This window comes from Rhizobium sp. N621, assembly GCF_001664325.1.
Taxonomy (GTDB): Bacteria; Pseudomonadota; Alphaproteobacteria; order Rhizobiales; family Rhizobiaceae; genus Rhizobium; species Rhizobium esperanzae.
The window spans coordinates 1,855,609-1,879,615 of the sequence record NZ_CP013495.1 but is presented as its reverse complement, the minus strand read 5'-3'; the positions used below and the strand labels follow the sequence as shown (position 1 = coordinate 1,879,615).

Below are 24,007 nucleotides of genomic sequence, written 5' to 3'. Positions count from 1 at the left end.
GCGCTGAACGGAAAGCGTCAGTCGGAACCGCTCGCAATGGCGTGCGACAGCGAAACTGCCGTGCGACGGTCGGCCTCATTGGCAACCGAGAAGGCCTGCTCCTGCAGCGCTTCCATCCAGCTGCAATCCTTCGGCTTGCAGCGGTCGAGAGCGGCGGTCATCAGCGCGAGACCGCGGGCCGTCTGGCCTTCGTCGAATAGGATATTTCCGAAAATCGCCATGGCGCCGGGATGGCCACTCTTACGAGCCTGGTTCAGCCATTTTTTCGCCTGCTGCGGACTAGCGTTGCCGCCCTCGCCGGCCAGCATCATCTGCGCCAGCTGGAACTGTGCTTCGGGAACGCCGAAGGTGGAGGCCACCTGGAAATAGAGCTGGCGCGCCTGAGCGAGATCGATCTTGACGGGGCTGCCGGCAATACCATGCTTGTAGTAATTGGCGAGCGAGAGGAGCGCGTTGACGAAGAAGCCGGTATCTTCCGATCCGGGTTCGACACCCTGCTGGGCGATCTCACTGTAGATCTTGAAGGCTTCAAAATCGTCCTGGGTAACACCGTCACCGTCGGCGTACATGTTGGCGAGCGCCCAGCGCGAGCCGGTATGGCCTTTTTCGGCGGCGTATTTGTAGGCTTCGACCGCCTCCTCTTTCTGTCCGTTTTTGTAGGCCTTGAAGCCGAACTTGAACAGATCGAAAGGACCGGACTCCTTGCTGACGTCGCTCTTGATGTCGAAAGCGTAAACCGGGCCGGACAGCGATATTGCCACCCACATGCTCACCAGCATGAATTTGAACAGTTTGAACTCGGACGTTACCATTTCAACCGATTTCTTTCGTTCATCGCGCGCAGCCGGCGCTGACGCCGGGCATACCGCGGATGTGTTCTTTCAAGGCGAGCGATCCCGCGGCGAGCTCCATGGCCCCTTTGCCCGCGTCGCATCCAGCCCATAGGCCTTTTCTAAAAGGCCGAATTTTCAGCACATCATTCAGGACCACCCGGCTCCCGGCACGGCCCGCCTGCAACCTTCTCGGCGCTCTTACGACGGGCGCGCCATCCGCCTTCCCGCCTTTATCGCATTCGTAATTACCAAATGTGACCAAACCGGTATCGGCATCTGCCGTTAAGCTCGCCTGCCTGTTCGAACGGGCAAAGAACGACGGCAATGGATGGATAGATGGCATGATCGTGAGGTCGAATTTATGGTCGCAATAGCCTTGTCCGGAAAGAAAAACGGCCGCAATCATGCGGCTGTCGCCACTTGCGCCGTACGATCTGCTGTTACCGGAAAAAAATCGACTCATGCTACTGATTACACGCACCGTAAGTCTGCCATCGCCTCGCCCGCAAATACCGCTGCGCTCTCTTTGTGGCGGGAAATGGACAAATTCACCCCATCGCCACCATACGCCATTCATCGTAAAAAACTGTTGCTGAATCGTCACAAAACGAGACCAGAAAATAACATGATTAATGGGCGCACATAAAGAAGAGCCCGGCAGTGCCGGGCTCCTCAATTCTTCAAAACGTGGAATTAGAACTTGATCTTTATGCTTGTCGACAGTGCAGCGACCAGATCATCGTCAAAGGAATAGGAGACATCATCTCCGTATGTGACGCCATTCCGGGTCACAGCACCAGACGAACCGCTCGTCAACACGCCCACGGCACCTGCAAAACGCCATTCGATATGTTCGGTCGGCGTATAGGCCGCACCGAGACCGAGCGTCCAGCTGTCTGTCTGCGCGCCATAGCCCTGGCTGGTGCCGCGATCCCATGTCAGGCTGACTGCACCGGCCCACTGCTCATTGAACTTGTGGCCCACACCGCCGGAGATCGTCCAACCATCACGATAAAGAAGGTCGAGCGAGGTTAGACCACCCGCGGGGCAAGGCAAGCCGTTGGTCGGGCAGAATGCTACCGACTGCAGGACGCTCCAATTCGTCCATTTAACCGATCCGAATGCAAGCCAATCCGGAGCAATACCGCTTTGCAGCTTCAGCTCCAGCGAATCCGGCGCTTCGGCGGAACCGGAAACAGGTGTGACTAGGCCGCCATATAGCGGCACAACCGGAACCTGACGGAGATCAACAGTCCCGGACAGGTCATCGTACTTGACGCGACTGTTATAGACGAGGCTCGCACGCATCGCATATTCCGGAATCTCGTAAGCAAGACCGGCGCGCCAGCCCCAGCCGCTATCGTCGATATCCAGGCGACCGACGCCGGTGCCAGTCCCGAGCAGAAGCGGAAGCGTTGAAACCAGACGTTCCTTGAAGCCTTCGACTTCCTGATAAAAAGCGCCGCCAATGAAGCGAAGCTGCCCAGGGCCGACATCAAAACGATAGGAGCAGGTGCCGCCATAATTGCGGGTTTTGATCTCTGTCTCAATGTTATCGTTGGCGCCGGCCCAGTTCACGCCGGGGTCGGTATGTGCGCCGAAGGGCTCCGAATAGTCAACGAGGCAGTCGACTGCATCGCCAAAACCAGCCTTAAAACCAATATAGGGGATGGTGTAATTTGAGGTATCGTCAGCCGTGTCTGGACGGCTGTTCAGATTGCCGCCTCCTGTCAGTATCGACGTATTCGTGTCTCGGACATCCTTCAGCTTGCGCTGCGGCGTGACGTAGGTCACGCCCGACTGAAACGAGAAAGGCGACGTATCGAACAGCTGATCGATGTTATAACCGCCGCGCTCCAGGCCGCCGGCAAAAGACGGCGAGGCAAGCGACGAAAGAAGAACGAGCGACGTTACGCCCTTGGAAAACATACGCGATGCCATTGTGTCTCCCCCACTCCAGCAATTGATGTACGCCACTTTAGTAAGCGTTCACTCGACATGGCAACGCGCCCCACGGCGGCGCTCCCAGGCATTGCGGTGGCTAACTTACGTAAAGAAATTGACGGACACGTCAAAAAATCTGGTTAATAAAATTTTATTCTAGAGCTATCGATTTTGAGGTGGGCTTTTGGGTTTTCATTCCAAACATTGCAGAAGCTGTATCAATCCGACAACAGTGGTAGTTTTCACCAAATGGATAGTCGTAAAGCCAAAATCCACAGGCTCAGCGCCTCAAATCAGCCGCGCTCCACACCGAATCAAGCGTGCCTCACACGACAAAAGACGCGCCCGAAGCGGGCGCGCCTTTGAAATAACTTACCAAAATCGACAATGAAATTTATCCGGCTTCGCTGACCCTGGAAAGCGCGGTTTTCAAGCTGGCGATCTGCCCCTTCAACTCATCGAGACGCTCGCGCTCGGCCTCGACCACCTCGGGATTGGCGTTGGCGACGAACTTCTCGTTGGAAAGCTTGCCATTGATGCGGGCGATTTCTCCGTCCATCTTGGCAATCGCCTTTTCCAGGCGGGCCTTTTCGGCAGCAAGGTCGATCAGATTGCCGAGCGGCAGGCAGACGGTGGCTTCGGCGACGACGATCTGGGCCGCGCCCTTCGGCGCATCGTCGGAGAGCGATATTGCTTCCACGCGGGCAAGCCGCTTGATGGCGGCGTCGTGGCGGAACAGCCTTTCGCGCGTGAGATTGTTGGCCTTGACGACGACCAGCGGTGCGGTCGCCGACGGCGGCACGTTCATTTCGGCGCGCACGGAGCGGATGCCGGAGACGAGATCGATCAGCCAGTTAATCTCGTCAGCGGCTGCGTCATCGGCATAGGACGGCGCCGGCCATTCGGCATGGCAGACCAGCATGTCGCGTTCCTTGCCTTCGCCTGCGGTATGCGCCCAAAGCTCTTCGGTCATGAAGGGCATGAAGGGATGCAAGAGCTTGTAGATCTCTTCGAGAATATAGGCGCTGCAAGCCTGGGCTTCGGCCTTGGCGCCCTCGTCATCGCCACTGAAGACCGGCTTCAGAAGCTCGAGATACCAGTCGCAGACTTCGTTCCAGACGAAACGATAGAGCGCGCCGGCGGCATCGTTGAAGCGGAAGGCTTCAAGCGCTTCCGTAACGTCACGTTCCGTACGGGCAAGCTCCGTCAGGATCCAGCGGTTGATGGTGAGCTCGGCAGCCTCCGGCACGAAGTGTGGATCGCTCTTGGCACCGTTCATCTCGGCAAAGCGCGTGGCGTTCCAGAGCTTGGTGCCGAAATTGCGGTAGCCGGCGATGCGGGCAGGATCGAGCTTCACGTCGCGGCCCTGTGCGGCCATGATCGCCAGGGTGAAGCGCAGCGCGTCGGCGCCGTATTCGTCGATCAGTTCCAGGGGGTCGATGACGTTGCCCTTCGACTTCGACATCTTCTGCCCGTTCTTATCGCGCACCAGTGCGTGAATATAGATCGTATGGAAGGGTTCGACGGGGTCGCCATTCTCGTCCTTCATGAAATGCAGGCCCATCTGCATCATGCGAACCACCCAGAACGGGATGATATCGAAACCGGTGACGAGGACATTCGTCGGGTAGTAACGCGCAAGTTCCGGCGTCTCGTCGGGCCAGCCGAGCGTCGAGAAAGGCCAGAGTGCAGAAGAGAACCAGGTGTCGAGCACGTCCTCGTCACGCGTCAGGATTTCACCAGGCTTGAAGTTTTCGAGCAGGTCCTCGACATAGGCCTTCATCGGCCCTTCGTGCGAGAGGTAATGCTGGATCGCAGCCTGCAGCGCCTCTTCCTCGGTCTTTTCAACGAAGACCTGACCGTCGGGACCATACCATGCGGGAATCTGATGGCCCCACCAGAGCTGGCGGGAAATGCACCAGGGCTCGATGTTCTCCAGCCAGTTGAAATAAGTGTTTTCCCAATTCCTCGGAATAAATCTGGTTCTTCCCTCCCGAACGGACTCCAGGGCAGGCTGCCCCAATGTCTTGTTGTCGACAAACCATTGTTCCGTCAGCCGCGGCTCGATCGGCACGCCGCCGCGGTCGCCATGCGGGACCATATGCTTGTGCGGCTCGATCTTGTCGACAAGGCCGGCCTCTTCGAAGATCTCGACGATCACCTTGCGCGCATAGAAGCGGTCCTGCCCTTCCAGACGGTCCCAGGCGCCATGCAGCGCCGCAGGATTGTCGAGACCTTCAAGGAAATCTTCATTGTCCTTGATGGCAATGGTGCCATCGACGTTCATGACGTTGATCGCCCGCAGCTTCGCGCGCTTACCGACTTCAAAGTCGTTGAAATCATGGGCAGGTGTGATCTTCACCGCGCCTGTGCCGGCCGTCGGATCAGCATAGGAATCGGCGACGATCGGAATCCTGCGGCCGACGATCGGCAGGATGACGTGCTTGCCGATGATCGGCTTGTAACGCTCGTCTTCGGGGTTCACGGCAACGCCGGTATCGCCGAGCATCGTTTCCGGCCGCGTCGTGGCGACGACGATATAGTCACGCGTCTCGAACTCAGTCGGCTTGCCTTCCTCGTCGAAGGCGATTGGATATTGATAGGTGACACCCGGCTCGAGCGGATAACGCAGATGCCAGAGATGGCCCTTCACCTCGTGTTGTTCGACCTCCATGTCGGAAATCGCCGTCAGGAGTTTTGGGTCCCAATTGACGAGGCGCTTGTCCTTGTAAATCAAGCCTTCCTTATAGAGTGTGACGAAAACCTCGAGAACGGCCTGCGACAGGCCTTCGTCCATGGTGAAGCGCTCGCGTGACCAGTCGCAGGACGCGCCGAGGCGCTTCAGCTGGTTGAAGATCAGGCCGCCCGATTCTGCCTTCCACTCCCAAATCTTGTCGATGAAGGCTTCGCGGCCCATCTCGCGGCGGCCCGGCAGCTGCTGCTCCATCAGCTTGCGCTCGACGACCATCTGGGTGGCGATGCCCGCGTGATCCATGCCCGGCTGCCAGAGCACGTCCTTGCCGCGCATGCGCTCGAAGCGCACCATGATGTCCTGCAGCGTATTGTTGAGCGCGTGCCCCATATGCAGCGAACCGGTGACGTTTGGCGGCGGGATCACGATGGTGAAGGTCTCGGCCCCCGGTTTGGCGTTCGCGCCGGCGCGGAAGGCATCCGCCTCATCCCATTTCGCGGCGATTTTCGGTTCGACGGCAGCGGAATCATAGGTCTTGTCGAGCATTTTCTGACCAATTTCGAGGTTCGAGGATGGGCGTTTGTAAATAGGATGGCCACGGCCAAGTCAATAAAAAAGCCGCCCCGGAAACCGGAGCGGCTTTTCCAGGAAAAATCAATCCGATCAGCGGCGCGGGCCGCGCGCCACGCGCTCGATTTCCTCGCGCACCAGCCGTTCGACCAGAGTCGGGAGATTGTCATCAAGCCATTCACGCAGCATCGGTCGCAGCATGTCCTCGGCAATCTCGTCCAGCGAGCGGCGCTCGGCACCGTCGATCGCCGCGGCAAGCTCCTCGAAGGAGCGGCTGATCTGCAGACCGGCATCTTCCGAAAGCAGGGCCGGCTGGACCTCCTCGACAACGCTCGGCAGGAAACGCTCGGTCGACGAAGGAGCGGGCTCCAAAGCCGGCGGCGCAGTTTCGGCGGCAGCAGCGGCTTGCTCGGCGACGGCGACACGCGGTGTTTCGGTAAGCGTCGGTTCTGCCGGCTGTTGGACGGGACCAGAGGAAACGGGTGCTGCGGCAGCGGCAAAAACGGGCTGTGTCGGCTGCGGCTGTGGACTTGTAGCGCGCGGCGGCTCCGGCATCACGGCCGGCTGCGGCTCCGGCTGGCGGAAGCCGCTCGGAATTTCTCGCAAGGCTTGACCGGCCTGCACGGCGCTGCGCTCGGAGGCGGCGCGCACGCGGGCTGCGACATCGGCAAGCGACAGCGCGCGGGCCGGAGCTTCGGCCTCAGGGGCAGTGCCGGCCGAATTGGCGGCCACGAAACGCGGATCGGAAGAGCGCATGGCCGGTTCGGAAAACTCCACGCCGGCATAGGTGTCATCCACCGTCAGATGGATTTCGGAGCCGTTTTCGTCGTCGTCGGCGCCATAAACCGGCGGCACGGAAGCTGAAATCGCCTTGCCGGCGCCGGGTTCATTGCTTTCGATGATCTGGCGGATGGAGGCCAGAATTTCTTCCATGGACGGTTCACGCGCTACACTTGGCTGAGCCATATCTATCCCCGTTATCCCAACACAACGATCGGACGGTGTGGAGCGTTCATCCGAATCACCACGACTTTAGAATACCCCAGACGCGAAAAAAATCATCGCGAATCAATTGAATGCGGCCATGCACAGTTTTGTTACCCAATGCTTGCCGCCGGCATTCGGAGACGACAGCCTCAGAATAAATGATGTTTGTGAAGGCTTTTCCGCAGCACTGACAAAAACGGGCGCCAATGGCGCCCGTCGCTCGAATCCAACTGGGAAAAGAGTGTCAGAAAACGAATTCGCGCGCCTTGGCGAAACCCGGCAGCGGCTTGACCGAAGCGTTGAAGAAGACGTTCTCCGAGATGGCGCCGCGCTCGGCGACGAAGACCTTGGCACGAGCGGCATTGCCGTGCCCTTCGACGGTGACCAGACGGCCGCCATCGCGCAACTGACCGAGAAGAGCGGCCGGAACCTCCTCGACCGCGCCGTTGACGAAGATCAGATCATAAGGGGCGCCGGCGGCGTAGCCCTTTTCGAGAGGGCCGGTCACAACCTCGACCTTGCCATAGCCGGCAAGCTTTGCCTTCGCTTCGGCAGCCAGCGCCTCGTCGCATTCGAGTGCAATCACCGAGCCAGCGATGATCGACAGCAGCGCCGATGTATATCCCGTGCCGCACCCGACCTCGAGCACGAAATCGTCTTTGCCGATGGCGGCCAGCTGCAGCAGCTTGGCGAGCGGCGAGGCCTCCATCAGGAAGCGGGCCGGCTTGCCCGGTGCGGCGGCCGATATTTCGACGTCGTTGTCGATATAGGCGAGAAGCTTTGACTTCTCCGGCACGAAAGCCTCGCGCGGCACCGTGAGAAAAGCCGTCAGCACGGAATGCGAGGTAACATCCGTGGTGCGGATTTGGGTGTCGACCATCTTTGCGCGCGCTGCTTCGAAATCCATCATGTCCTCTCGCTCTTGAAAAGCGGTTCCTGTCCCTTGTCTCTTAATCTCCGCCACGGATGCTTTCAAGGCTTGGCAACGGTCGGCGAAAAGAATCCGCCAGGCGGCTCTTTCGCGCCACACAGGAGGGCAAGGGCTGCAACGCAAGCGTGGAACGCCCTGCCCCTTCATGTTATGATTTGCAGCGGAGGAAATTAGGAGGAGCAGGCCAATGTCTGCGATTTTCGAATATTTTACGCTGTTCGATTTCCTTATCGTCGCAGCGCTCGTCGGCATCTTCTGCTGCGGGCTGCTGGACGGTGAAACGACCTGAGGAGATCGAGCGCCGAAGCAACTCCGGCGGAGCTTGCATGAAGCCCGCGACAATCCGAGGCGGGCGACGCGGTTGCGGGCGCTTGCCCTTAAAATAGTGCGGCCGAGCAATCGCCTCCAAAATCAGCGAGGTTTCGCAACTCTTTAGCAGCGATGAGGAGAAATTGGAGGCCTCGCCGGGAATTGAACCGGGGTACAAGGATTTGCAGAATTTATTCCGCCATTGTTTTCAAAGCGTTTTTTGCCGCCATGTCGCAGTTATGTCGCACTGAACAAGGTGTTTGCCGTTTGCTCCATTTCTTTCCCATCATCAGAACGCGGGAACAGATGCCCATAGACATCCGTCGTCATGACGATCGAAGCATGCCCTAGCCGATCCTGCACCATCTTCGCCGGCAGGCCGAGACAGCCATCCTCTTTGCGGTTGACCAGCCAGCTCGCATAGAAATGGCGGAGCGCGTGCAAGCCCGCTTACTTAAAAAGCAATTGCCTAATACGTGTTATTGACTTCGGCTAAGACGATAAGGGGTCCGAGTAGCAACGGAGCAGATAACCTACATAAGGATTTCACGCGTCATGCCCATCGGGATTGATGGATCGCGCAGCGGTCGGAGTTCCCCGCTGGCGACAAAATCCGGCAGTGTGAATACGTATCGACAGAGCATGTTGATATGTTTGCCCGAGGGGCGACAGTTTATCGGCTAGAGGTGCACGGGTATTATGAATTTGGCGGCCTTTCCAACGGATTTGCGATCGGCTCCACATCAACGCATTAAACCCGGGTTTGTTGGAGCGGAAGCGGCGGCTGGAATCGACCCATTTCTGTCAATCGGAGCTAGTTCGTGGATTCCAGAAAGCTGCCGTTTATCACAACAGAGCGATGCCAGCTTCGCGCTATCGGCGCTGTTCCGGGCCCGACAGCCCCGGCGGCGAGGCAGGTTTTCCGCTTATGGGACCTATGCCGCACTTGGCCTTGGCAGCTTGCCCCGCGCGTTGGAAGAAACGGATTTCTGTGGCGATGCTTTCGCGGAACGGATCAGTTTGGTTGAAGTAGTCGCGGTCCAGACCGAGCTTTGCACCGTCTGCATCGCCCTCGTAATAGGTGCCGAACAAATGATCCCAGATCGGGAAATAATTGGCGAAATTCTTGTCGTGATGTTCCGGCACTCGGGAGTGATGGATGAAGTGGTCGCGTGGTGACTGGATCACGTATTTGCCAAACCATCCATGCCAGGGAATGGCACTGTGCTTGACCAGACCAATGGCGCCAAAGGTGATGGTCACGATGGCGAATTCGGCTGTTGGCAGGCCGATAAGCAGCGCCGGAACGACCATAATGGCCATGTTTATGGCCTTCTCCAGCGGATGCTCCCGCGACGAAGTCAGCGCGTTGAACTCTTCGGCTGCGTGGTGAAATTCGTGCAGCCGCCATAGTACCGGCAGCTGGTGCATCAACCGATGCTGCCAGTAGCTCAAGAAGTCTGACAGCACTAGGAACAAGAGAACATGTGCCCAGCCTGGCAGCCTCCGGGCAAGGTCCAGGTGGGGGGCATCCTGAGCCGCGCGGATGATGGCATAGGACAGACCAAATGATGCGAGCGCCGCGAATAGCGTAATCATTCCCGTCGCCTGAAGGACGAAATAGACGATGTCGGTGATTGTGGATTTGCTGCGTTCGAAGAAAACCCGACGGAACCCGGAATTGCCGAACCCCACATAGGTGAGTTCCACCGCGAAAACCGTCAGAACCAGGCCAATGGAAATGGCGAAACTGAGCGCCATTGCCCTACCATTCAGATAGTAAGTGCCGTAAAAAAAGCTTCCAAGCTTGTGCAGGCAGTATTCGACCAGCTCCATGGCCCTGCTCCAAACGCGAACTCGTACAGCTTAGTTCTGACGATGCGCTTTTGCCAGATTGCTCAAAGGACGATCGGGGCGTCCTTTTGATGTATTACCGGCGGTGGAAGTGCAGTCCCGGAGGCATGTAGGAGGGTCGAGGAGCACTACGAAAAGCTGCTGGAATTACATGGCCGGCCGAAAGGCTTATAAAAAGAACTACATAGGCACCGCCGATCGTAAGACCTCGGGCCGTGCTGAGATTTGTTCCACAGCAGCCGCTCGACACTTCGATGTGCGGCCCATCGCAACCCATAACCAGCCCCGTCCTACCTAAGGCGGGGCTTTTTTTGTCATTGGCGTTTCGGCAGAACATGGTCGATAGATCCGGCATCGACATTCCAACGCAACATCACCTTTGTCGTCGGCAAGGCGGAGAAGGTGGTCGATCAGAGCAGCTTCCAGTTTCGGGGCGCCGATGACCAGCTCGCGGCGATAGCGCTTCCTTAACGTTTTAGGGTCGATTTCTAGCGCGCGGCCGAAGGAAACGACCCGACAGCTCGACGCCATCATCGCGTCACTGGCGAAAAACAAGGTGTGTGAAAATATCGAAAGTGCCGGGTCGCGCGGAGCGTCGCTTTGGGAGCTGACCGGAAAATTGCCTCCGCACGACCCAACTCTAGGATGGGGTGGATCGCTAAGAGGAAGGCATTATGCGATCTGAAGGTACTGGCTTTCTCCCGCGATCCGGGGAGTTAACCATTATTGTCCCGATGCGGTTCCGGAGCTGGACAAAAAAACCCCGCCGCAGCTTAGCGGGGTGGGCGGCCATCCCCTTTCGACCTCAGCCACACCAATCGTTGCTTCGCCTCGGGTTCCAGCTGCGAGCAATGCCTTCCGTCAGCAGCTTCTTCCCGATCTCCTCCCCGTTCGTTCGATAGATGTTGACGGTGGACCGCGCCGCTGAACATCACCCTCAGGCATGTGCCGTGGAGCTGCCGGGAGCCAAATGTGCCTCGCGGGAAATTCGTTGTAATTGTTGGTAAAATTTTGTGCCACACATGAATGGCACATGAAAGGCCCCGGAAGTCCGGAGCCTTTTGCTAAGCCGCTGCTTTTCTTAGGGAATTTTTGGAGGCCTCGCCCGGAATTGAACCGGGGTACAAGGATTTGCAGTCCTCTGCGTCACCACTCCGCCACGAGGCCTCACCTGTGACCGACATCGAAAAATATCGTGTGGTGGCCGCGATTTAGACCAGCTCTACAATGAGCGCAAGACCTTTCATTCTGAATGTGATCCTTTTTTCATTCCGAATAGGCGTTTGCGGACAATCCTGCGTGACCCGCTCTATGCTTGGATGATGATAGCCGATTAACTATACACCAATAAAAGTCCGGCCTTTCGGCATCACCCCAAATAGTTACGATTGTAATGCGAACCGATTTGGTTGATCCCCATTTTCTGGGGAGAAATCATGCACGACGCGACATTCGGCGGGACCGCCAAAGACATCTTCTTTTCACTGCTTGCCACGCTCAAACGCATCTCGATGATCTATGTGAACGGAGGCAAGGAAGACGAGTGGGGCTATGCCCTCGTTACCGAACCTGTCACCGACATCAACACGAAGATGCCGATTACCGGCCACGTGATGCGCAAGGTCGTCGACGGCAAGCTTGTTCACCGCCAGATGACAGAGGAAGAGTGCGAAGATTTCGACACCGGCCGATCCTGGTGAATTGCCTGCCACTCGGGACACGAAGAACCACCGGCGGCATTTGAACAAACTCCCAACTTGACTTAGAGCGCCTGCCCGCCATCTTATCGCCGTGGGAGGGATAGGAGCTGCGATGGAATGGGCTGCCCTCAAAGAAAGGCAGGGACGTGCTGCATATGATGTCGAGACCCGGGATCTCCACGTAAAGTTCGCTCGTTCCGCGCCGGTGAGACATGCGAACATTCCGCCACATGTCTACCAGAACCTTCTGGAAACGGACGATCCACACTTCTATTACCGGTATTATATCGCGCCATCGCGCGTCTCACCGGCCCGTCGACAACCGGTCTCGATGGCAGTCCACGGACTGAAGCTCGTTCTGCTTCTTGCCGCCTGCAGTCTCTTGACGGCAACCGAGCTCGATCAGGGCCATGGCGGGATTTTCGAGGAAAGCGAACTGCGATCGAATTAGAATCGCATTCATCCGGATGCATACAGATCGAACTTGACAACCGGACCTGCGTGATCAGCCAACGATGATACCGACGCTCTCAAGCGAGGTCCTGTGCTGGGAACGGAAGCGGCGATCGTCCCGACCACGATCGTTGCTGCCGTCGCGCTCGTTGCGGCCGTTAAAATTGCGATAGTTGCGAGGCCCGTTATAGCCGCCTTGGCCTTGATCGATGACGCAGCCTTCGGGGCGGCGGCAGATACCGCTTGCGTCAAAACCGCGACTGTCGACGGCCTGGGCCTCGGCTGATGTGGCTGAGACGATCGCTGCCACCGAGAAAACTGCAATAAACAACGGCTTCATATCCTCACCCGGATCATCGTGGTGCGTTTCAGCTCCATAAACCACCAATGCAGAAAACGATCCACGGTTCCCGCAGGACGTCTCCGGCGACCGCCGCTACCCGGCCGGCTTTCGCCGCCTGTGCCACCAGACTGCCAGCCGGCGCCGAAGCCGGCGGGCAATGGAAAGATCATGCGAGAGCACCAGGAGGCCAAGCGGCAGCATCCAGAAACCGAGGACCGGCAGGAAACCCAGCAAGCCACAGAAAACGAGGGCCGTGCCGATTGCCATCCGCCCGATGCGTGAGCGCGGCATGCCGATGCTGAAAGAGCCGAGCACAAGCCTGTGGTTTACGTGGTCGATACCGAAGCGCCCTCCCCGCCTTCTGCGCTTTTCGTTGCCCATTGTCTCTTGGCGATCATTCCTAATTGTCATTTCCCAGAGATGGGCACAGGCCGTCCAAATACAAGTTCATTTCATTTTTTTGAAAAAACCGCTTGGCAAATCGGGCAAGCATTTGTATTAGCCCACTCACACCGCGCCAAGCAGTGATCCCTGGTAGCTCAGCGGTAGAGCATTCGACTGTTAATCGACAGGTCGCCGGTTCGAATCCGGCCCGGGGAGCCAATTCTAGAAATAAGTGCCTGTTTGTTGAGCAATCCGAAGGCAGGCACTTACTTCGCCCGCTTTCCCTACCCACTTTTGCCAGCCGTTTTTCGTTGATCACGTCAAGCGAAGCGAATTGTTGCCTGATGGCGTGCGGATGAGGAACCGGCTGTCAGCGGTTATCGCTGAGGCGGGCGAAAGCATCAACGAACGAATTTTTGGGACCGGATCGAGTGCGAACAGGGCAGTCTCATTGGCCGCAGCTATCTGTCGGAGATGGATGGAGGTGCCTTCATCTGTCCCCTTTATTGCAAGAGCGAGAATCGGCAAAGCCGCCGGCCGGTGAGACCGGCGGCGCGCTTCCGTGGCATTGCCGACTAAAAATCGAAATACACGGTCACACCCGACTGATGACGATAGGGATAATAGTCGCGATAGCCGTAATAGTCGCGGCTGCCGTAATACCGCGGGCGATAGCACGAGCCGTAATACCGGCAGTCGCGGTAAGCGTACCGGTGTTTCTTCCAGTGACCATACGCATGTCTATTGCCGTGGCGACGGTGTTTGACCTGCTCGACGTCGGCGGTGTGCATAGCTACCGCTTTCGACACGACAATCGGCGCGGCGTTTAGCGGCAGGGCGAAAGATGCAGACAAGACAATGGCTGCAAGCGAGGCAAAAAGCATCTTCATCGGCGCATCCTTTCAAGCCGCGATTCTGGGTTAATAAGCATTAACCTCCCATGAACGACGGCCCGCTCACAAAAAACACCAGCCGACGCGCCGCTGGTGTGGACGCTGTGATGCTCGAGCAGGCCATTAGTGTTCATGCTGTGCGCAGGCGACAGAACAAGCGCCCACGGGCAGTCAGCCGGCCGCGACTGGCTATCGACGCGGCGCGCACGCGCTGCTGGCATCTGTCGGATATAGATGCGAAAATGACACGCCCATCAAATTGGGCGTGTCGATTGACCGATCCGTTCCCCCGATGATGCGAATTACCAGGTCTGGCGATTGTACCAATCGTCAATGTCTCGCCGGGTACGGTCTTTCTCGTAGCCGTAGCGCTCCTGGATCTTGCCTTCGAGCTGATCGCGCTTACCGTTGATGACGTCAAGATCGTCGTCCGTCAGCTTGCCCCACTGCTCCTTGACCTTGCCTTTCATCTGCTTCCAATTACCTTCGACGCGGTTCCAATCCATGGCTTATTCCTCCTGTTGTTAGGATAGAGGAACGGAGAGGAGCGATAAGGGTTCCGCTTCGGCAAGTCGCCAACCATTGCAGAACCAAAATTCTTCATATGGCAGCGGGTGACAGGATTCGCCCTCGATCGCTCATGCCGCCGGAGGGCTCGATATCGGGTTCTATGTCCGCATCAGATTTGAAGCGGCGCCTGACCTAATAGCTGCACGAACGGCCGTCGCCGGGTCGGAAGCCGTCCGCGCAGGCCGGGTTCATGGAATCGCCCGGCTGGTATCCCGATGCCGAGCCATATGAATTTGGCGGTGTCGAGCAAGCTGAGGCAATGACAGACAGGCCAATTGCTCCGGCTGCTAAAAATGCTCGAAATCTGCTCATGGATGCTTCTCCCATTCCGCTGCGCTCGATTAGCGAGAGCCGCTCCTTCGAGAACCACGGACGTGTTTCCCGGGGTCATCTTTTCCGAAATCGCTCTGCGCCTGAAGATATAGGCGCGCCTTTCAACGGACGTCAGCCCCAGCCGCTAAAATTCGTGCCAGTCGGGATAAATTTGCGTGCAATACGCTGATATCGCTGGCCGTTCCCCCGATATTACAAGATACCACGACGCAAACGACGCCCCGGAAGCGATACTGATTTCCGGGGCAAATTGACGAAGCGACGCCAACGTTCAACGGCATGCATTTGCCGCGTCGGGTTGTGTCGAGTTATTGCCGGAGGTGGGAGCCGGGTTGCCGGTGCCGCCGGCCTGCTGGCGCTGACAGTCGTTCGGATCGCCGCCGGAGCCGGTCGCACCGGTCGCACCGGCGCCGATAGTCGTATTTGCGCCGGCACCATTGGAGTTGGTGTTGCCGGAACCGCCAGTATCCGAACCAGACATGGTGCCGCTGCCGGAACCTGAAGCTCCGCTGCCGCTGCCCGATCCCGAGCCTCCACCTGATTGCGCCATTACCGACGTTGCCAGGCCAATCGTGATTGCTGTTACTGCCATCACTCTCAGAAGCATTGGATATCCTCCTCGCTGCTTCATTGCCGATAGGCAGCAAACAAAAGCCTCTAGAGATTGTTTCAGTTCGAAAGCGTACAGGAACGTCCCTGCGTCGCGCACCGCCTCGGTTGCTGACCGAACGGCCCCGTGGAAAGGCCTTCATTCTTGACTCGGAGACCGATGAGAACATAATAGGAACATCGGCGAGGCGGCAGGTGAAAATCGGATTGAAAGCTCTGAAGGAGATAAAGGTCGTGCGTCCGCAGGCAGCCGAGAAATTGGCAGAAGAAACGTTGAGAGAAGAAGTCGACGCAGTTGTCGCTTTTCACCAAGGGGACAGCCGTGCCGCCATTACGACGCTGCTGCTGGATTGCCATCATCTGCGACTTCAGCTTGCCCTGAGAGATAAGGACGTGAGCCGCGGCATGGCATGTGAACGGACACGTTTTGAAGGGCCATGAGACATCGTCGCGGTATCGGCCTCGCGCCCCCTGATCGCCACGCCGTCGAAATCGAAAAGGCAACATTGGCGACGTTACCGGAGTGGTTCGTCATTTATGCCCGTTGCCGCGCATGTCGCCGCCAGACGTTTATCGACCGGCGGGATATTGCCCGGCGCTGCGGCCAGAACCTGTCTCTCGCCAGTCTGGCCAAACGCCTTCAATGCCAAGGATGCGGCAACCGCTCCGGTAATCTGCTGCTCCTTCAAATGCTGCCGCGCGATTGACAGGAAATCGCGCACGTCAAACCGACCGCTCTCACCGGCCGGGAACAAACGCTTTGCTTAAAAGTTGTGTGGCATCAACCACGTAACGTCGCCTTTGACAGGAGGTCTCTCATGGGTCGCGGTATTCTACTTTGGCTGCTCGGTGTTCCACTGCCTATCATCATTCTTCTGGCTCTGTTTATGCGATAGGAACGGATCATGTCGGTTTCAATGACAGATTCCGGAGAGGTTGCTGCTCCGGTCGAATCCTCCAAATCCGCCATGACATGGGGACCCATCTTCGGTGGCGCAGCCGCCGCGATCGGAGTGACCCTCATCCTTCTGCTTCTGGGATCCGGGCTTGGGCTGACGATGGTGTCGCCCTGGTCAGGACAAAGCAGTTCGCTCGGCACGCTCGGCATCACAGCGGCGATCTGGCTCGTCGTCGTGCAATGGCTCTCCTCCGCACTCGGAGGCTATGTAACCGGCCGTCTGCGCACAAAATGGGCCGCCGTCCATACCGATGAGGTTTTCTTCCGCGACACCGCGCACGGTTTCATAAGCTGGGCTCTGGCAACGATCTTCGTCGCCGGCTTTCTAGCATCGTCGCTGACATCGCTTGCCGGTGCCGGTGCACAGGCGGTGGGATCGACCGCGCAAGCCGTAGGCTCGGCCGCCGGTACGGCAGCGGCATCGTCGGCAACTTCGCCGCTGGATCTTTCCACCGCCTATTTTACCGATGCATTGCTGCGTCCTGACCAGGCGCGTGCGGCAGCGACATCCAATGATGCTGCGGCAACATCGGAGGTCTCCCGCATCCTTCTCAATGGCGCTGCCGAAGGACAAATTCCGGATGACGACAAGGCCTATCTTGCCACCATCGTCTCTGCGCGGACCGGTCTTTCCGAAGCCGATGCGCGCGCCCGTGTCGATACGGTGCTGAAACGTATCGACGATGCCAAGGCCGCCACCCAGAAGGCTGCCGACGAGGCACGAAAAGCCGCCGCGACCACGGCATTGCTTGGATCCTTATCGCTTCTGGTCGGCGCTTTCATAGCCGCTGCGGCCGCGGCCCTGGGAGGTTCGCAACGCGACGCAGAGGAAGATCTCGTCGTCACTTCCCGGATCTGATGGATGCACCCATGGGGCGCAAGCTGAATGCTGCGCCCCTCAGTTGGATATCCCGGCTTTCCCGAAGTTGGATTATCCGCGACCATCCGGGCAACTGCCGCGCAAAACCAGGCCGCGTTTTGCGGTAACGACATGCAACGCGCCTTGGTTGATGGACACGGCCCCGATCTGCTCCATCTTCCCTTATACGGGCTGTGGAGAGCCGTATGCGCTGGCGCTTTCGACAGATTTCTGACCTCGCCGTATCATGGGCAGGGCATCATGTGCTTCCTGCCGCGCTGATCGCGTTCACAGCTATATGGACCGCGGTGGGTTTGATCTTTTCCTTTCCCCGGCAGTGGTTCTTGCTGACCAACATGGTGGGGACACTCATTACATTCTTCATTTTGCTGCTGGTGCAGCACTCCCAAAATCGGGACATGAAGGCACTCCACACCAAGCTCGACGAACTGATCCGATCAAGTGAGGCGGGGAACCATTGGATTGCGGCGGAGAAGAAAGATGTCGGCGCCATTGAAGACATGCGCCAGCAGCATCAAGATCAGATTTCGCAGAATCGCGCCTGAAGCAGTGCACCGCGTTTAGAGCGGCGTGCGTCCTTTCGGACGAGCCGATGCGCTAGCCGGACGCCTCTGCGGCGGATTTCTCCTCCGCCTTTTCCTCGACGCTTTCGGCCTTTTCTGCAAGCGTCTTGCTCATTTCCCTGAGCTCGCCCTCGTCCAGCTTTTCGATGCCGACGAATTTATTGGCGGCCTGACTCGTCAGAATGAGCTCGTCAAGCTTGGCCTGCAGAGCCTTTCCGTCACGGTTCTGGCTGTTCTGCAACACAAACACCATCAGGAAGGTGATGATGGTGGTCGTCGTGTTGATCACGAGCTGCCATGTTTCGGAATAATCGAAATAAGGGCCTGATATCGCCCAGAGGAGGACGAGCATCAGAGCTGCGACAAAGGTGAACGGCCTTCCCGACAGCTCGGCGACGGCGGTTGCGAAGGATGAGAAGAAGTTGGATTTGTTCGACATTCGAGTAGGCTCCCGCAGCGTCAATGCTGTCAATCGACAACATCAACTCCAGATCCGGGCGGAAGTTCCTCATGCCGTCGAGGTCGATCCGGACCGTCTGCTCAATGCATGAGATTGCAGGTCAGACGCGTCGGATTCAACCTGATGAATCAGCGTTTCCGCGATTTGGCAACGGCCTGCTTCTGGTGGCTGAGGACCAGTTCGATCTGGACATCTTGTTGAAACTCCATCACCCGCTGGCCGACATCGCTCTCCGGCATTCCCGCGGCGAGAAGCTGATCGGCAAGCCTGCGGCACTCTGTCTTCCAGAATTCGATCGCGTCCGCGCCATGCCGGCGGCCGAGTTCCCGAGCGCAGCGCTCGACATTGGCAGTTCCGGTTGCGGAGGGAAAAGCAATAATCTTGCCGTCGTGAGAGGCGGCGGGGCGGCAGGTCGTTTCAGTGGCCATCGAACACAGGTTTCCTTTGATCCTATATGCTGTCTACGGGACGATGGTTAATGCTTTCTATTCGTTCGCCTCTTTCAATGGCCAGACTCTGCGTCACTGCCGTCAGATCATCGCATCTTCGGCCTTGACGCCGCCACGCCGATGCGCCGACAGTCCCCATCATGATCGACACATTGAGGCAGCAGAGACCACCGATGACGATAACCGCCCCCCGCGATTTCCTGAAAAGCCTGTTCGACGCGGCGGTTCGCGCCGCCGATCCGCTGACCGGCATCAAATCGCATCTGCCGGAGAAACCGAAAGGAAGAACCGTCGTGATTGGCGCCGGCAAGGGCGCGGCGCAGATGGCGCGGGCGCTCGAAAGCGCATGGGAGGGACCGATCGAGGGATTGGTGGTCACCCGATACGGCTATGGCTGCGAAACGCGCTTCATCGAGATCATCGAAGCAGCCCACCCGGTGCCTGACGCTGCGGGGCTCGCTGCGGCCAAGCGGTTGACCGAAACGGTGAACCGGCTGACGGAAGACGATCTGGTGATCGCACTGATCTGCGGCGGCGGCTCGGCGCTGCTGCCCGCTCCGCCGGAGGGGCTGACGCTCGAAGACGAAATTGCGCTTAACGAAATGCTGCTTGCTTCAGGAGCGCCGATCTCGGCGATGAATGTGGTGCGCAAACATCTCTCCACCATCAAGGGCGGAAGGCTGGCGGCGGCGACGAAAGCGAGAGTCGTCAGCCTGATTGTTTCCGACATTCCAGGTGACAACCCGGCCCATGTCGCCTCCGGGCCGACGGTGCCTGACGGTTCAACACGGCACGAAGCGCTGGAGATTATCAGGCAATATGGATTGCAGCTGCCGCAGGCCGCGCTCGACCACCTGAACTCGCCGAAGGCTGATGCGCCGCGGCCGGACGATCCGGTATTCATGCGGCACGAGCATTACATCATCGCCTCTGCCGGCGTTTCGCTGGCGGCGGCCGCCGCCGAGGCGACATCGCAAGGGATCACGCCGGGAATCCTTTCAGATGCCATCGAAGGCGAATCGCGTGACGTGGCGCTGGTGCATGCGGCCATCGCCCGCGAGGTCCTGGGGCGAAACAGGCCATTTTCAAAGCCGGTCGTCATCCTGTCCGGCGGCGAGACGACGGTGACGCTGAGAGCCAAGGGCGGCAAGGGCGGACGCAATGGCGAATTCACCCTTGCCATGGCGCTTGCGATCGATGGACAGGACGACATCGATGTGCTGGCTGCCGACACGGACGGGATCGACGGCTCGGAAGACAATGCCGGCGCCTTTGCCGATGGCGGCACGGTGAAACGTCTTCGCGCCGCCGGGCTCGATCCGCGCCGGCTGCTCGACGGCAATGATAGCTACTCAGCGTTCAAGGCGATCGGCGATCTCTTCGAGACCGGTCCGACCGGAACCAACGTCAACGATTTCCGAGCGATCCTCATCCGTTAAAGCCCATGAACGATTAACTGGCGATCAGGTCTTGATCCGCCCCTGCCCGACCAGCCAGCCGACTGATTCCTGCACCGCCTGTAGGGAGGTATATCTCGGTGCGTAGCCCAACAGGCGCCCGGCTTTGGCAATCGAGCAATTCGGGCTGCGGGCGATATGCTCCCATGTCGCTTCCGCATCCTCGGCCGTCTGGCCTTCGGCCCAGCGGTCGAAGGGCGAGAAGGTGAGCTTCGGCTCATGCCCGAACCATCGCGACATCGCCTCCGCATAGCCGCGAAGCGTCAACGCCTGTTCCGAAACCGCATGGAAACTCTCGCCGATCGATGCGTTCCAATGGGCGATCGCACCCATGAACATCGCTGCGACATCATCGGCATGGACATGATGAACGGTCTCCAGACCGAAATTGGGCAGCGCCAGAGCCTCTCCGCGGGCAAGGGTCGAAAAGACCTGCAGATTGAAATTGCCGGCCGGATTGAGCGGCGCCCATCCGGTGCCGACAATGTGGCCGGGATGGATGACGGTCGCCGGAAAGCCCCGGAGTCTTGCCTGCTGCAGCAGATAGGTCTCGATCGCCGCCTTTTGGATGCCATAGTCACCGAACGGAGATTTCGGCGCTTCCTCCCGTGTCGGCACGGCCACCGGATATCCATGTGTCCAGATCGTGCCGGTATGCAGGAAATGGCCGACATGCCCTGACAGCGCCGTCACCAGCTGCACGGCGCTTTCCAGCGTGAAGCAGATCATGTCGATGACGATATCGGCTTTCACTCCCCGCACGGCCGGACCGAAATCACCCTTCCGCTCCATCTCTACCCGATCCATCTGTCGCTGATCGACGGAGGCCCAGGCGCGGTTTGCCGTATAAGGCTTTGCCGCGCCGCGGCTGATTGTGACGACGTCGTGACCCGCCTCCACCAGACGGGGAATGAGATAGGTTCCGACGTGGCCCGTTGCCCCGATGACCAAAACGCGCATTGTCTTCCCTCCCGATAGCATGACGCGCTGCGACTATGCTGCGCCGTCCAGCGATCCTGCAAGCAGACTTTTCGCTGCGAATGGGGCAGGCCCGCTATTGGTTCCTGAAAACAAGGCAGGTGCCGCCATGCTTGCGGATCTGATTGCAGAGGTCGTTGGCCTCCATGCGTGTCTGCCGGGCGATACGGGCGGCATAACGCGGTCGAAAACCGAAGCTGCGATCGCGCTGGCGCAAGATCAACGGCTGCTCCGCATTCAATGGCGCCGGTAGATCCTGTACGGCATCGCGAAACATCCGCCGGACCACCGCTATATCGGCATTCGCCGCAAGTTGAATGCCCCAGGGAGCCCAAATGCCCTCCTGACGCCAAGGCGTGTCCTTCAATATTCGGCTTTCGGCAAGCGCCACGCAGCCGTCAAGGAAGGGCTTGTCCTTGTCGAGCGGGACGGCCGCATCCTCAGGCGGATTGTCCTTCCACTCCTCGACTGTGTGTGCGGTGATCGCCATCACGTAGCCCCGCGTCTCGTAGGGTAACCTCCCTGACGTAAGATAAGTCGCAAGACCGTTTTCGCCGGCATTATAGGCGGCGGCGGCAAGGCCGAGATTGCCAAAACGGTTGCGCAGTTCGTCAAGATATTGCGCCGATTTCCTCAAGGCTTCCAGCGCCTGATAGCTGTCTTCGAGGCCGCGAAGTTTCGCCGTTCCAGGCATGAACTGCGCAATGCCCTGCGCTCCCTTGAAGCTGACCGCGTCGGGGCGAAAGGTGCTTTCGCGCCAGATGAGCCGAGCGAAATAAGCTGGCGGCAACCGACTGGCCTCGGCGAAATGCTCAATCGCATTGCAGAGGTCACGATTGAAACTCTCTCTGCGGACGCAGAGCCTCTCGCCCGATCCCGAGGCCGAGGGTCCCGAATAGAGACAGGCCGGCTCGGCAGCACTCTCTTCCGGCTGAGCTTTCGGCGTATCGCTGACGGAAAATAGAAAACAGAGCGAAAGCAGGGCCTTCGCCGATCTCCTCAAAATGCCGGACTGACGCTTTCGCCCTATCATCGGATCTCAGCAGGTTAACTTCCATCGCGACGCTCATGTTAGATAACATCGATCAGGGCGCGAAGCTTCCCCATTTGGCAATGCGGCATGAAAAAAGCCGCCGGGCAATCGCCGCGGCGGCTTCGGGAACGGATTTGAAAGCCGTTTTCAGGCTGATGGCTGCTTCGTCTTCCTGAGGTAGGGCAGAACCGTATCGAAGGAGCCGAAACGCGCGATCGCGTCGTCGTTGGAAACGGCGGCGGTGATGATGACATCTTCGCCCTGATTCCAGTTTGCCGGCGTCGCCACCTGGTGCTTGGCCGTCAGTTGGATGGAGTCGATGGCGCGCAGGATCTCATTGAAATTGCGGCCCGTCGTCATTGGATAAGTCAGGATCAGCTTGATCTTCTTGTCCGGGCCGATGACGAAGACCGAGCGCACCGTCGCATTGTCGGCAGGCGTGCGGCCTTCGGAACTGTCGCCGGCGCCGGCCGGCAGCATGTCATAGAGCTTGGCGACCTTCAGGTCCTTGTCGCCGATCAGGGGATAATCGACGTCGAAGCCGGTTGCGGTCTTGATGTCACCCTTCCACTTGGCGTGGCTTTCGACCGGATCGACGGAGATGCCGATGATCTTGACGCCGCGCTTGGAAAACTCGTCGGCGAGGCCGGCCATGGCGCCCAACTCCGTCGTGCAGACAGGCGTGAAATTCTTCGGGTGCGAGAACAGGACGGCCCAGCCGCTGCCGATCCAATCATGGAAGCTGATCGGTCCCTGTGTGGTGTCGGCGGTAAAATCGGGGGCAATATCGTTGATACGTAAGCTCATGGTCGGCCCTCCAAAGCCTTGTGTCCAATCTTATTCATCTCAAATCGAGGCCACAGGATCTGTCCGCCGGAAGCGGCCGTGAGATTGCGACTCTTTAATCGCACCCGCCGAAGGCAATTTTTCCCAGCCCAGGATTTTAAGTAAGTCATATACCACGATAACCGAAGGCATGCTCTTTCGATTTCCGGCCTGCTGCGGCATTATTTTTCCGGCAGAGATGCGTGACGAAAGAGACGCGGGCGAAAGATCGCCTCCGCCAAAGCACACGACCAGCGCTGACCGTACGGTGACGATCGACCTCGTCGCCGAGCCCGAAACTGCGGCATTTGATTATTTTTTATGCATACCATTTTATGCACATTTTTCAGGCGAACACCTTGCAAAAATTGCTGCAGCGCGTCATAAATATACGAATGACGCATCGCGATCTGACAATTCTGGTGATCGACGAAAATGCCATACGCGCCTCCATCATCGAGGAAGGACTGCGCGAGGCAGGGCATGCGCGCGTCACCGTCGTGCATGAGGTCAACGGCATCGCGCGAACGATCGAAACGCTGATGCCCGACGTGATCATCATCGATATCGAGAATCCCAACCGCGACATGATGGAACACCTGTTCCAGCTGACGCGCACGGTCAGCCGCCCAATCGCCATGTTCGTCGATCGCTCCGATACGGCCTCGATCGAGGCCGCCGTCGACGCCGGCGTCTCGGCCTATATCGTCGACGGATTGAAGAAGGAGCGGGTCAAGCCGATCCTCGACATGGCCGTCAGCCGCTTCAATGCCTTCAGCCGGCTGCGGCGCGAGCTCGCCGATGCCCGCTCGGCGCTTGAAGAACGCAAGCTCATCGAGCGCGCCAAGGGCATACTCATGAAGATGCGCGGCCTCTCCGAGGAAGAGGCCTTCGCCCTGCTGCGCCAGACGGCAATGAACGAAAAGAAGAAGATGTCGGAGATCGCCCAGAGCGTCGTCACCGCAGCGGGGCTTTTGATGTAATGGCCGATATTGCGAA

At 58.5% G+C, this 24,007-nt stretch carries 27 protein-coding genes, 2 tRNA genes and 2 pseudogenes; 8 read left to right on the top strand and 23 right to left on the bottom strand.

Going from position 1 to position 24,007, the window contains the following annotated elements; translation table 11 throughout:
* Positions 1 to 17: 17 nt before the first annotated feature.
* The 10 genes and pseudogenes from exoR to AMK00_RS09120 form a co-directional block, all read right to left on the bottom strand.
* Positions 18 to 812, bottom strand: coding sequence for an exopolysaccharide production regulator ExoR (gene exoR / locus AMK00_RS09160; protein WP_064802099.1), 795 nt, complete (start codon positions 810 to 812; stop codon positions 18 to 20).
* Positions 813 to 831: 19 nt separating this feature from the next.
* On the bottom strand, positions 832 to 1,239 hold the full coding sequence (locus AMK00_RS09155) for a hypothetical protein (RefSeq protein WP_237350456.1): 408 nt from the start codon (positions 1,237 to 1,239) through the stop codon (positions 832 to 834).
* A gap of 287 nt (positions 1,240 to 1,526) precedes the next feature.
* A complete protein-coding gene (locus AMK00_RS09150; protein WP_064802097.1) occupies positions 1,527 to 2,774 on the bottom strand; it encodes an OmpP1/FadL family transporter in 1,248 nt (415 codons plus the stop codon).
* Positions 2,775 to 3,171: 397 nt separating this feature from the next.
* Positions 3,172 to 6,015, bottom strand: a complete 2,844-nt coding sequence (locus AMK00_RS09145) for a valine--tRNA ligase (protein WP_064802096.1) — start codon at positions 6,013 to 6,015, stop codon at positions 3,172 to 3,174.
* A gap of 117 nt (positions 6,016 to 6,132) precedes the next feature.
* Positions 6,133 to 7,005: a PopZ family protein gene (locus AMK00_RS09140; RefSeq protein ID WP_064802095.1), complete on the bottom strand. Its 873-nt coding sequence runs from the start codon at positions 7,003 to 7,005 to the stop codon at positions 6,133 to 6,135.
* Positions 7,006 to 7,270: 265 nt separating this feature from the next.
* Entirely contained in the window at positions 7,271 to 7,936 is a 666-nt protein-coding gene (locus AMK00_RS09135) for a protein-L-isoaspartate O-methyltransferase family protein (protein ID WP_176439476.1), read from the bottom strand.
* Positions 7,937 to 8,503: 567 nt separating this feature from the next.
* A pseudogene (locus AMK00_RS09130) lies at positions 8,504 to 8,713 on the bottom strand (site-specific integrase); the annotation flags it as partial.
* A 426-nt stretch (positions 8,714 to 9,139) separates the two neighbouring features.
* Complete coding sequence (locus AMK00_RS09125) at positions 9,140 to 10,102, bottom strand: sterol desaturase family protein (protein WP_064802093.1); 963 nt, start codon at positions 10,100 to 10,102, stop codon at positions 9,140 to 9,142.
* A gap of 823 nt (positions 10,103 to 10,925) precedes the next feature.
* Positions 10,926 to 11,039: pseudogene (locus tag AMK00_RS33670) on the bottom strand (thermonuclease family protein); the annotation flags it as partial.
* 174 nt (positions 11,040 to 11,213) lie between these two features.
* Positions 11,214 to 11,287: transfer RNA gene (locus AMK00_RS09120), tRNA-Cys, on the bottom strand.
* 269 nt (positions 11,288 to 11,556) lie between these two features.
* On the opposite strand from AMK00_RS09120, the gene AMK00_RS09115 reads away from it, so the two are divergent.
* The gene (locus AMK00_RS09115) at positions 11,557 to 11,820 is read left to right on the top strand and encodes a hypothetical protein (RefSeq protein WP_064810180.1); all 264 of its coding nucleotides are present in this window, start codon (positions 11,557 to 11,559) and stop codon (positions 11,818 to 11,820) included.
* Positions 11,821 to 11,932: 112 nt separating this feature from the next.
* A complete protein-coding gene (locus AMK00_RS09110) occupies positions 11,933 to 12,271 on the top strand; it encodes a KTSC domain-containing protein (RefSeq protein ID WP_064810179.1) in 339 nt (112 codons plus the stop codon).
* A gap of 54 nt (positions 12,272 to 12,325) precedes the next feature.
* Here AMK00_RS09110 and AMK00_RS09105 read toward each other — a convergent pair whose 3' ends face one another.
* Positions 12,326 to 12,613, bottom strand: coding sequence for a hypothetical protein (locus AMK00_RS09105; protein ID WP_064802087.1), 288 nt, complete (start codon positions 12,611 to 12,613; stop codon positions 12,326 to 12,328).
* A gap of 96 nt (positions 12,614 to 12,709) precedes the next feature.
* Positions 12,710 to 13,027, bottom strand: a complete 318-nt coding sequence (locus tag AMK00_RS09100; RefSeq protein ID WP_064802085.1) for a hypothetical protein — start codon at positions 13,025 to 13,027, stop codon at positions 12,710 to 12,712.
* A gap of 117 nt (positions 13,028 to 13,144) precedes the next feature.
* On the opposite strand from AMK00_RS09100, the gene AMK00_RS09095 reads away from it, so the two are divergent.
* Positions 13,145 to 13,219, top strand: a tRNA-Asn gene (locus AMK00_RS09095).
* 356 nt (positions 13,220 to 13,575) lie between these two features.
* Here the strand turns inward: AMK00_RS09095 and AMK00_RS09090 are convergent.
* The 4 genes from AMK00_RS09090 to AMK00_RS32930 form a co-directional block, all read right to left on the bottom strand.
* A complete protein-coding gene (locus tag AMK00_RS09090; RefSeq protein ID WP_064810178.1) occupies positions 13,576 to 13,890 on the bottom strand; it encodes a hypothetical protein in 315 nt (104 codons plus the stop codon).
* Positions 13,891 to 14,195: 305 nt separating this feature from the next.
* Positions 14,196 to 14,399 carry a CsbD family protein gene (locus AMK00_RS09085; RefSeq protein ID WP_009986102.1) on the bottom strand — a complete coding sequence of 68 codons (204 nt, stop codon included), beginning with the start codon at positions 14,397 to 14,399 and terminating at the stop codon, positions 14,196 to 14,198.
* 196 nt (positions 14,400 to 14,595) lie between these two features.
* Entirely contained in the window at positions 14,596 to 14,775 is a 180-nt protein-coding gene (locus tag AMK00_RS32935; protein ID WP_082240285.1) for a hypothetical protein, read from the bottom strand.
* A 292-nt stretch (positions 14,776 to 15,067) separates the two neighbouring features.
* Positions 15,068 to 15,277 carry a hypothetical protein gene (locus AMK00_RS32930; RefSeq protein WP_237352969.1) on the bottom strand — a complete coding sequence of 70 codons (210 nt, stop codon included), beginning with the start codon at positions 15,275 to 15,277 and terminating at the stop codon, positions 15,068 to 15,070.
* Between the two features lie 95 nt (positions 15,278 to 15,372).
* Here AMK00_RS32930 and AMK00_RS32925 point away from each other — a divergent pair, with 95 nt between their 5' ends.
* Positions 15,373 to 15,846 carry a hypothetical protein gene (locus AMK00_RS32925; protein WP_237352968.1) on the top strand — a complete coding sequence of 158 codons (474 nt, stop codon included), beginning with the start codon at positions 15,373 to 15,375 and terminating at the stop codon, positions 15,844 to 15,846.
* Between the two features lie 74 nt (positions 15,847 to 15,920).
* Here AMK00_RS32925 and AMK00_RS33565 read toward each other — a convergent pair whose 3' ends face one another.
* The gene (locus tag AMK00_RS33565) at positions 15,921 to 16,127 is read right to left on the bottom strand and encodes a hypothetical protein (protein ID WP_189637925.1); all 207 of its coding nucleotides are present in this window, start codon (positions 16,125 to 16,127) and stop codon (positions 15,921 to 15,923) included.
* A gap of 183 nt (positions 16,128 to 16,310) precedes the next feature.
* Between AMK00_RS33565 and AMK00_RS09065 the strand changes: the two genes are divergently transcribed.
* On the top strand, positions 16,311 to 17,222 hold the full coding sequence (locus AMK00_RS09065; RefSeq protein WP_064810176.1) for a hypothetical protein: 912 nt from the start codon (positions 16,311 to 16,313) through the stop codon (positions 17,220 to 17,222).
* Between the two features lie 206 nt (positions 17,223 to 17,428).
* Positions 17,429 to 17,788 carry a low affinity iron permease family protein gene (locus tag AMK00_RS09060; RefSeq protein ID WP_064802075.1) on the top strand — a complete coding sequence of 120 codons (360 nt, stop codon included), beginning with the start codon at positions 17,429 to 17,431 and terminating at the stop codon, positions 17,786 to 17,788.
* A gap of 52 nt (positions 17,789 to 17,840) precedes the next feature.
* Here the strand turns inward: AMK00_RS09060 and AMK00_RS09055 are convergent, their stop codons facing one another.
* Both AMK00_RS09055 and AMK00_RS09050 read right to left on the bottom strand, forming a co-directional pair.
* Complete coding sequence (locus AMK00_RS09055) at positions 17,841 to 18,245, bottom strand: low affinity iron permease family protein (RefSeq protein WP_020921112.1); 405 nt, start codon at positions 18,243 to 18,245, stop codon at positions 17,841 to 17,843.
* Between the two features lie 149 nt (positions 18,246 to 18,394).
* On the bottom strand, positions 18,395 to 18,694 hold the full coding sequence (locus AMK00_RS09050; protein WP_064802073.1) for a DUF6074 family protein: 300 nt from the start codon (positions 18,692 to 18,694) through the stop codon (positions 18,395 to 18,397).
* Between the two features lie 194 nt (positions 18,695 to 18,888).
* On the opposite strand from AMK00_RS09050, the gene AMK00_RS09045 reads away from it, so the two are divergent.
* Complete coding sequence (locus AMK00_RS09045) at positions 18,889 to 20,154, top strand: glycerate kinase type-2 family protein (protein ID WP_064810175.1); 1,266 nt, start codon at positions 18,889 to 18,891, stop codon at positions 20,152 to 20,154.
* Between the two features lie 24 nt (positions 20,155 to 20,178).
* Here AMK00_RS09045 and AMK00_RS09040 read toward each other — a convergent pair whose 3' ends face one another.
* From AMK00_RS09040 to AMK00_RS30625, 4 genes are all read right to left on the bottom strand, one after another.
* A complete protein-coding gene (locus AMK00_RS09040) occupies positions 20,179 to 21,132 on the bottom strand; it encodes an NAD-dependent epimerase/dehydratase family protein (protein WP_064810174.1) in 954 nt (317 codons plus the stop codon).
* Positions 21,133 to 21,226: 94 nt separating this feature from the next.
* Positions 21,227 to 22,183 carry a lytic transglycosylase domain-containing protein gene (locus AMK00_RS09035; protein WP_064810173.1) on the bottom strand — a complete coding sequence of 319 codons (957 nt, stop codon included), beginning with the start codon at positions 22,181 to 22,183 and terminating at the stop codon, positions 21,227 to 21,229.
* Between the two features lie 147 nt (positions 22,184 to 22,330).
* Positions 22,331 to 22,990 carry a peroxiredoxin gene (locus AMK00_RS09030; RefSeq protein WP_064810172.1) on the bottom strand — a complete coding sequence of 220 codons (660 nt, stop codon included), beginning with the start codon at positions 22,988 to 22,990 and terminating at the stop codon, positions 22,331 to 22,333.
* Between the two features lie 39 nt (positions 22,991 to 23,029).
* Entirely contained in the window at positions 23,030 to 23,191 is a 162-nt protein-coding gene (locus AMK00_RS30625; RefSeq protein WP_237350454.1) for a hypothetical protein, read from the bottom strand.
* A gap of 212 nt (positions 23,192 to 23,403) precedes the next feature.
* On the opposite strand from AMK00_RS30625, the gene AMK00_RS09025 reads away from it, so the two are divergent.
* Positions 23,404 to 23,991, top strand: a complete 588-nt coding sequence (locus AMK00_RS09025) for an ANTAR domain-containing response regulator (protein ID WP_011425077.1) — start codon at positions 23,404 to 23,406, stop codon at positions 23,989 to 23,991.
* Positions 23,992 to 24,007: the final 16 nt, after the last annotated feature.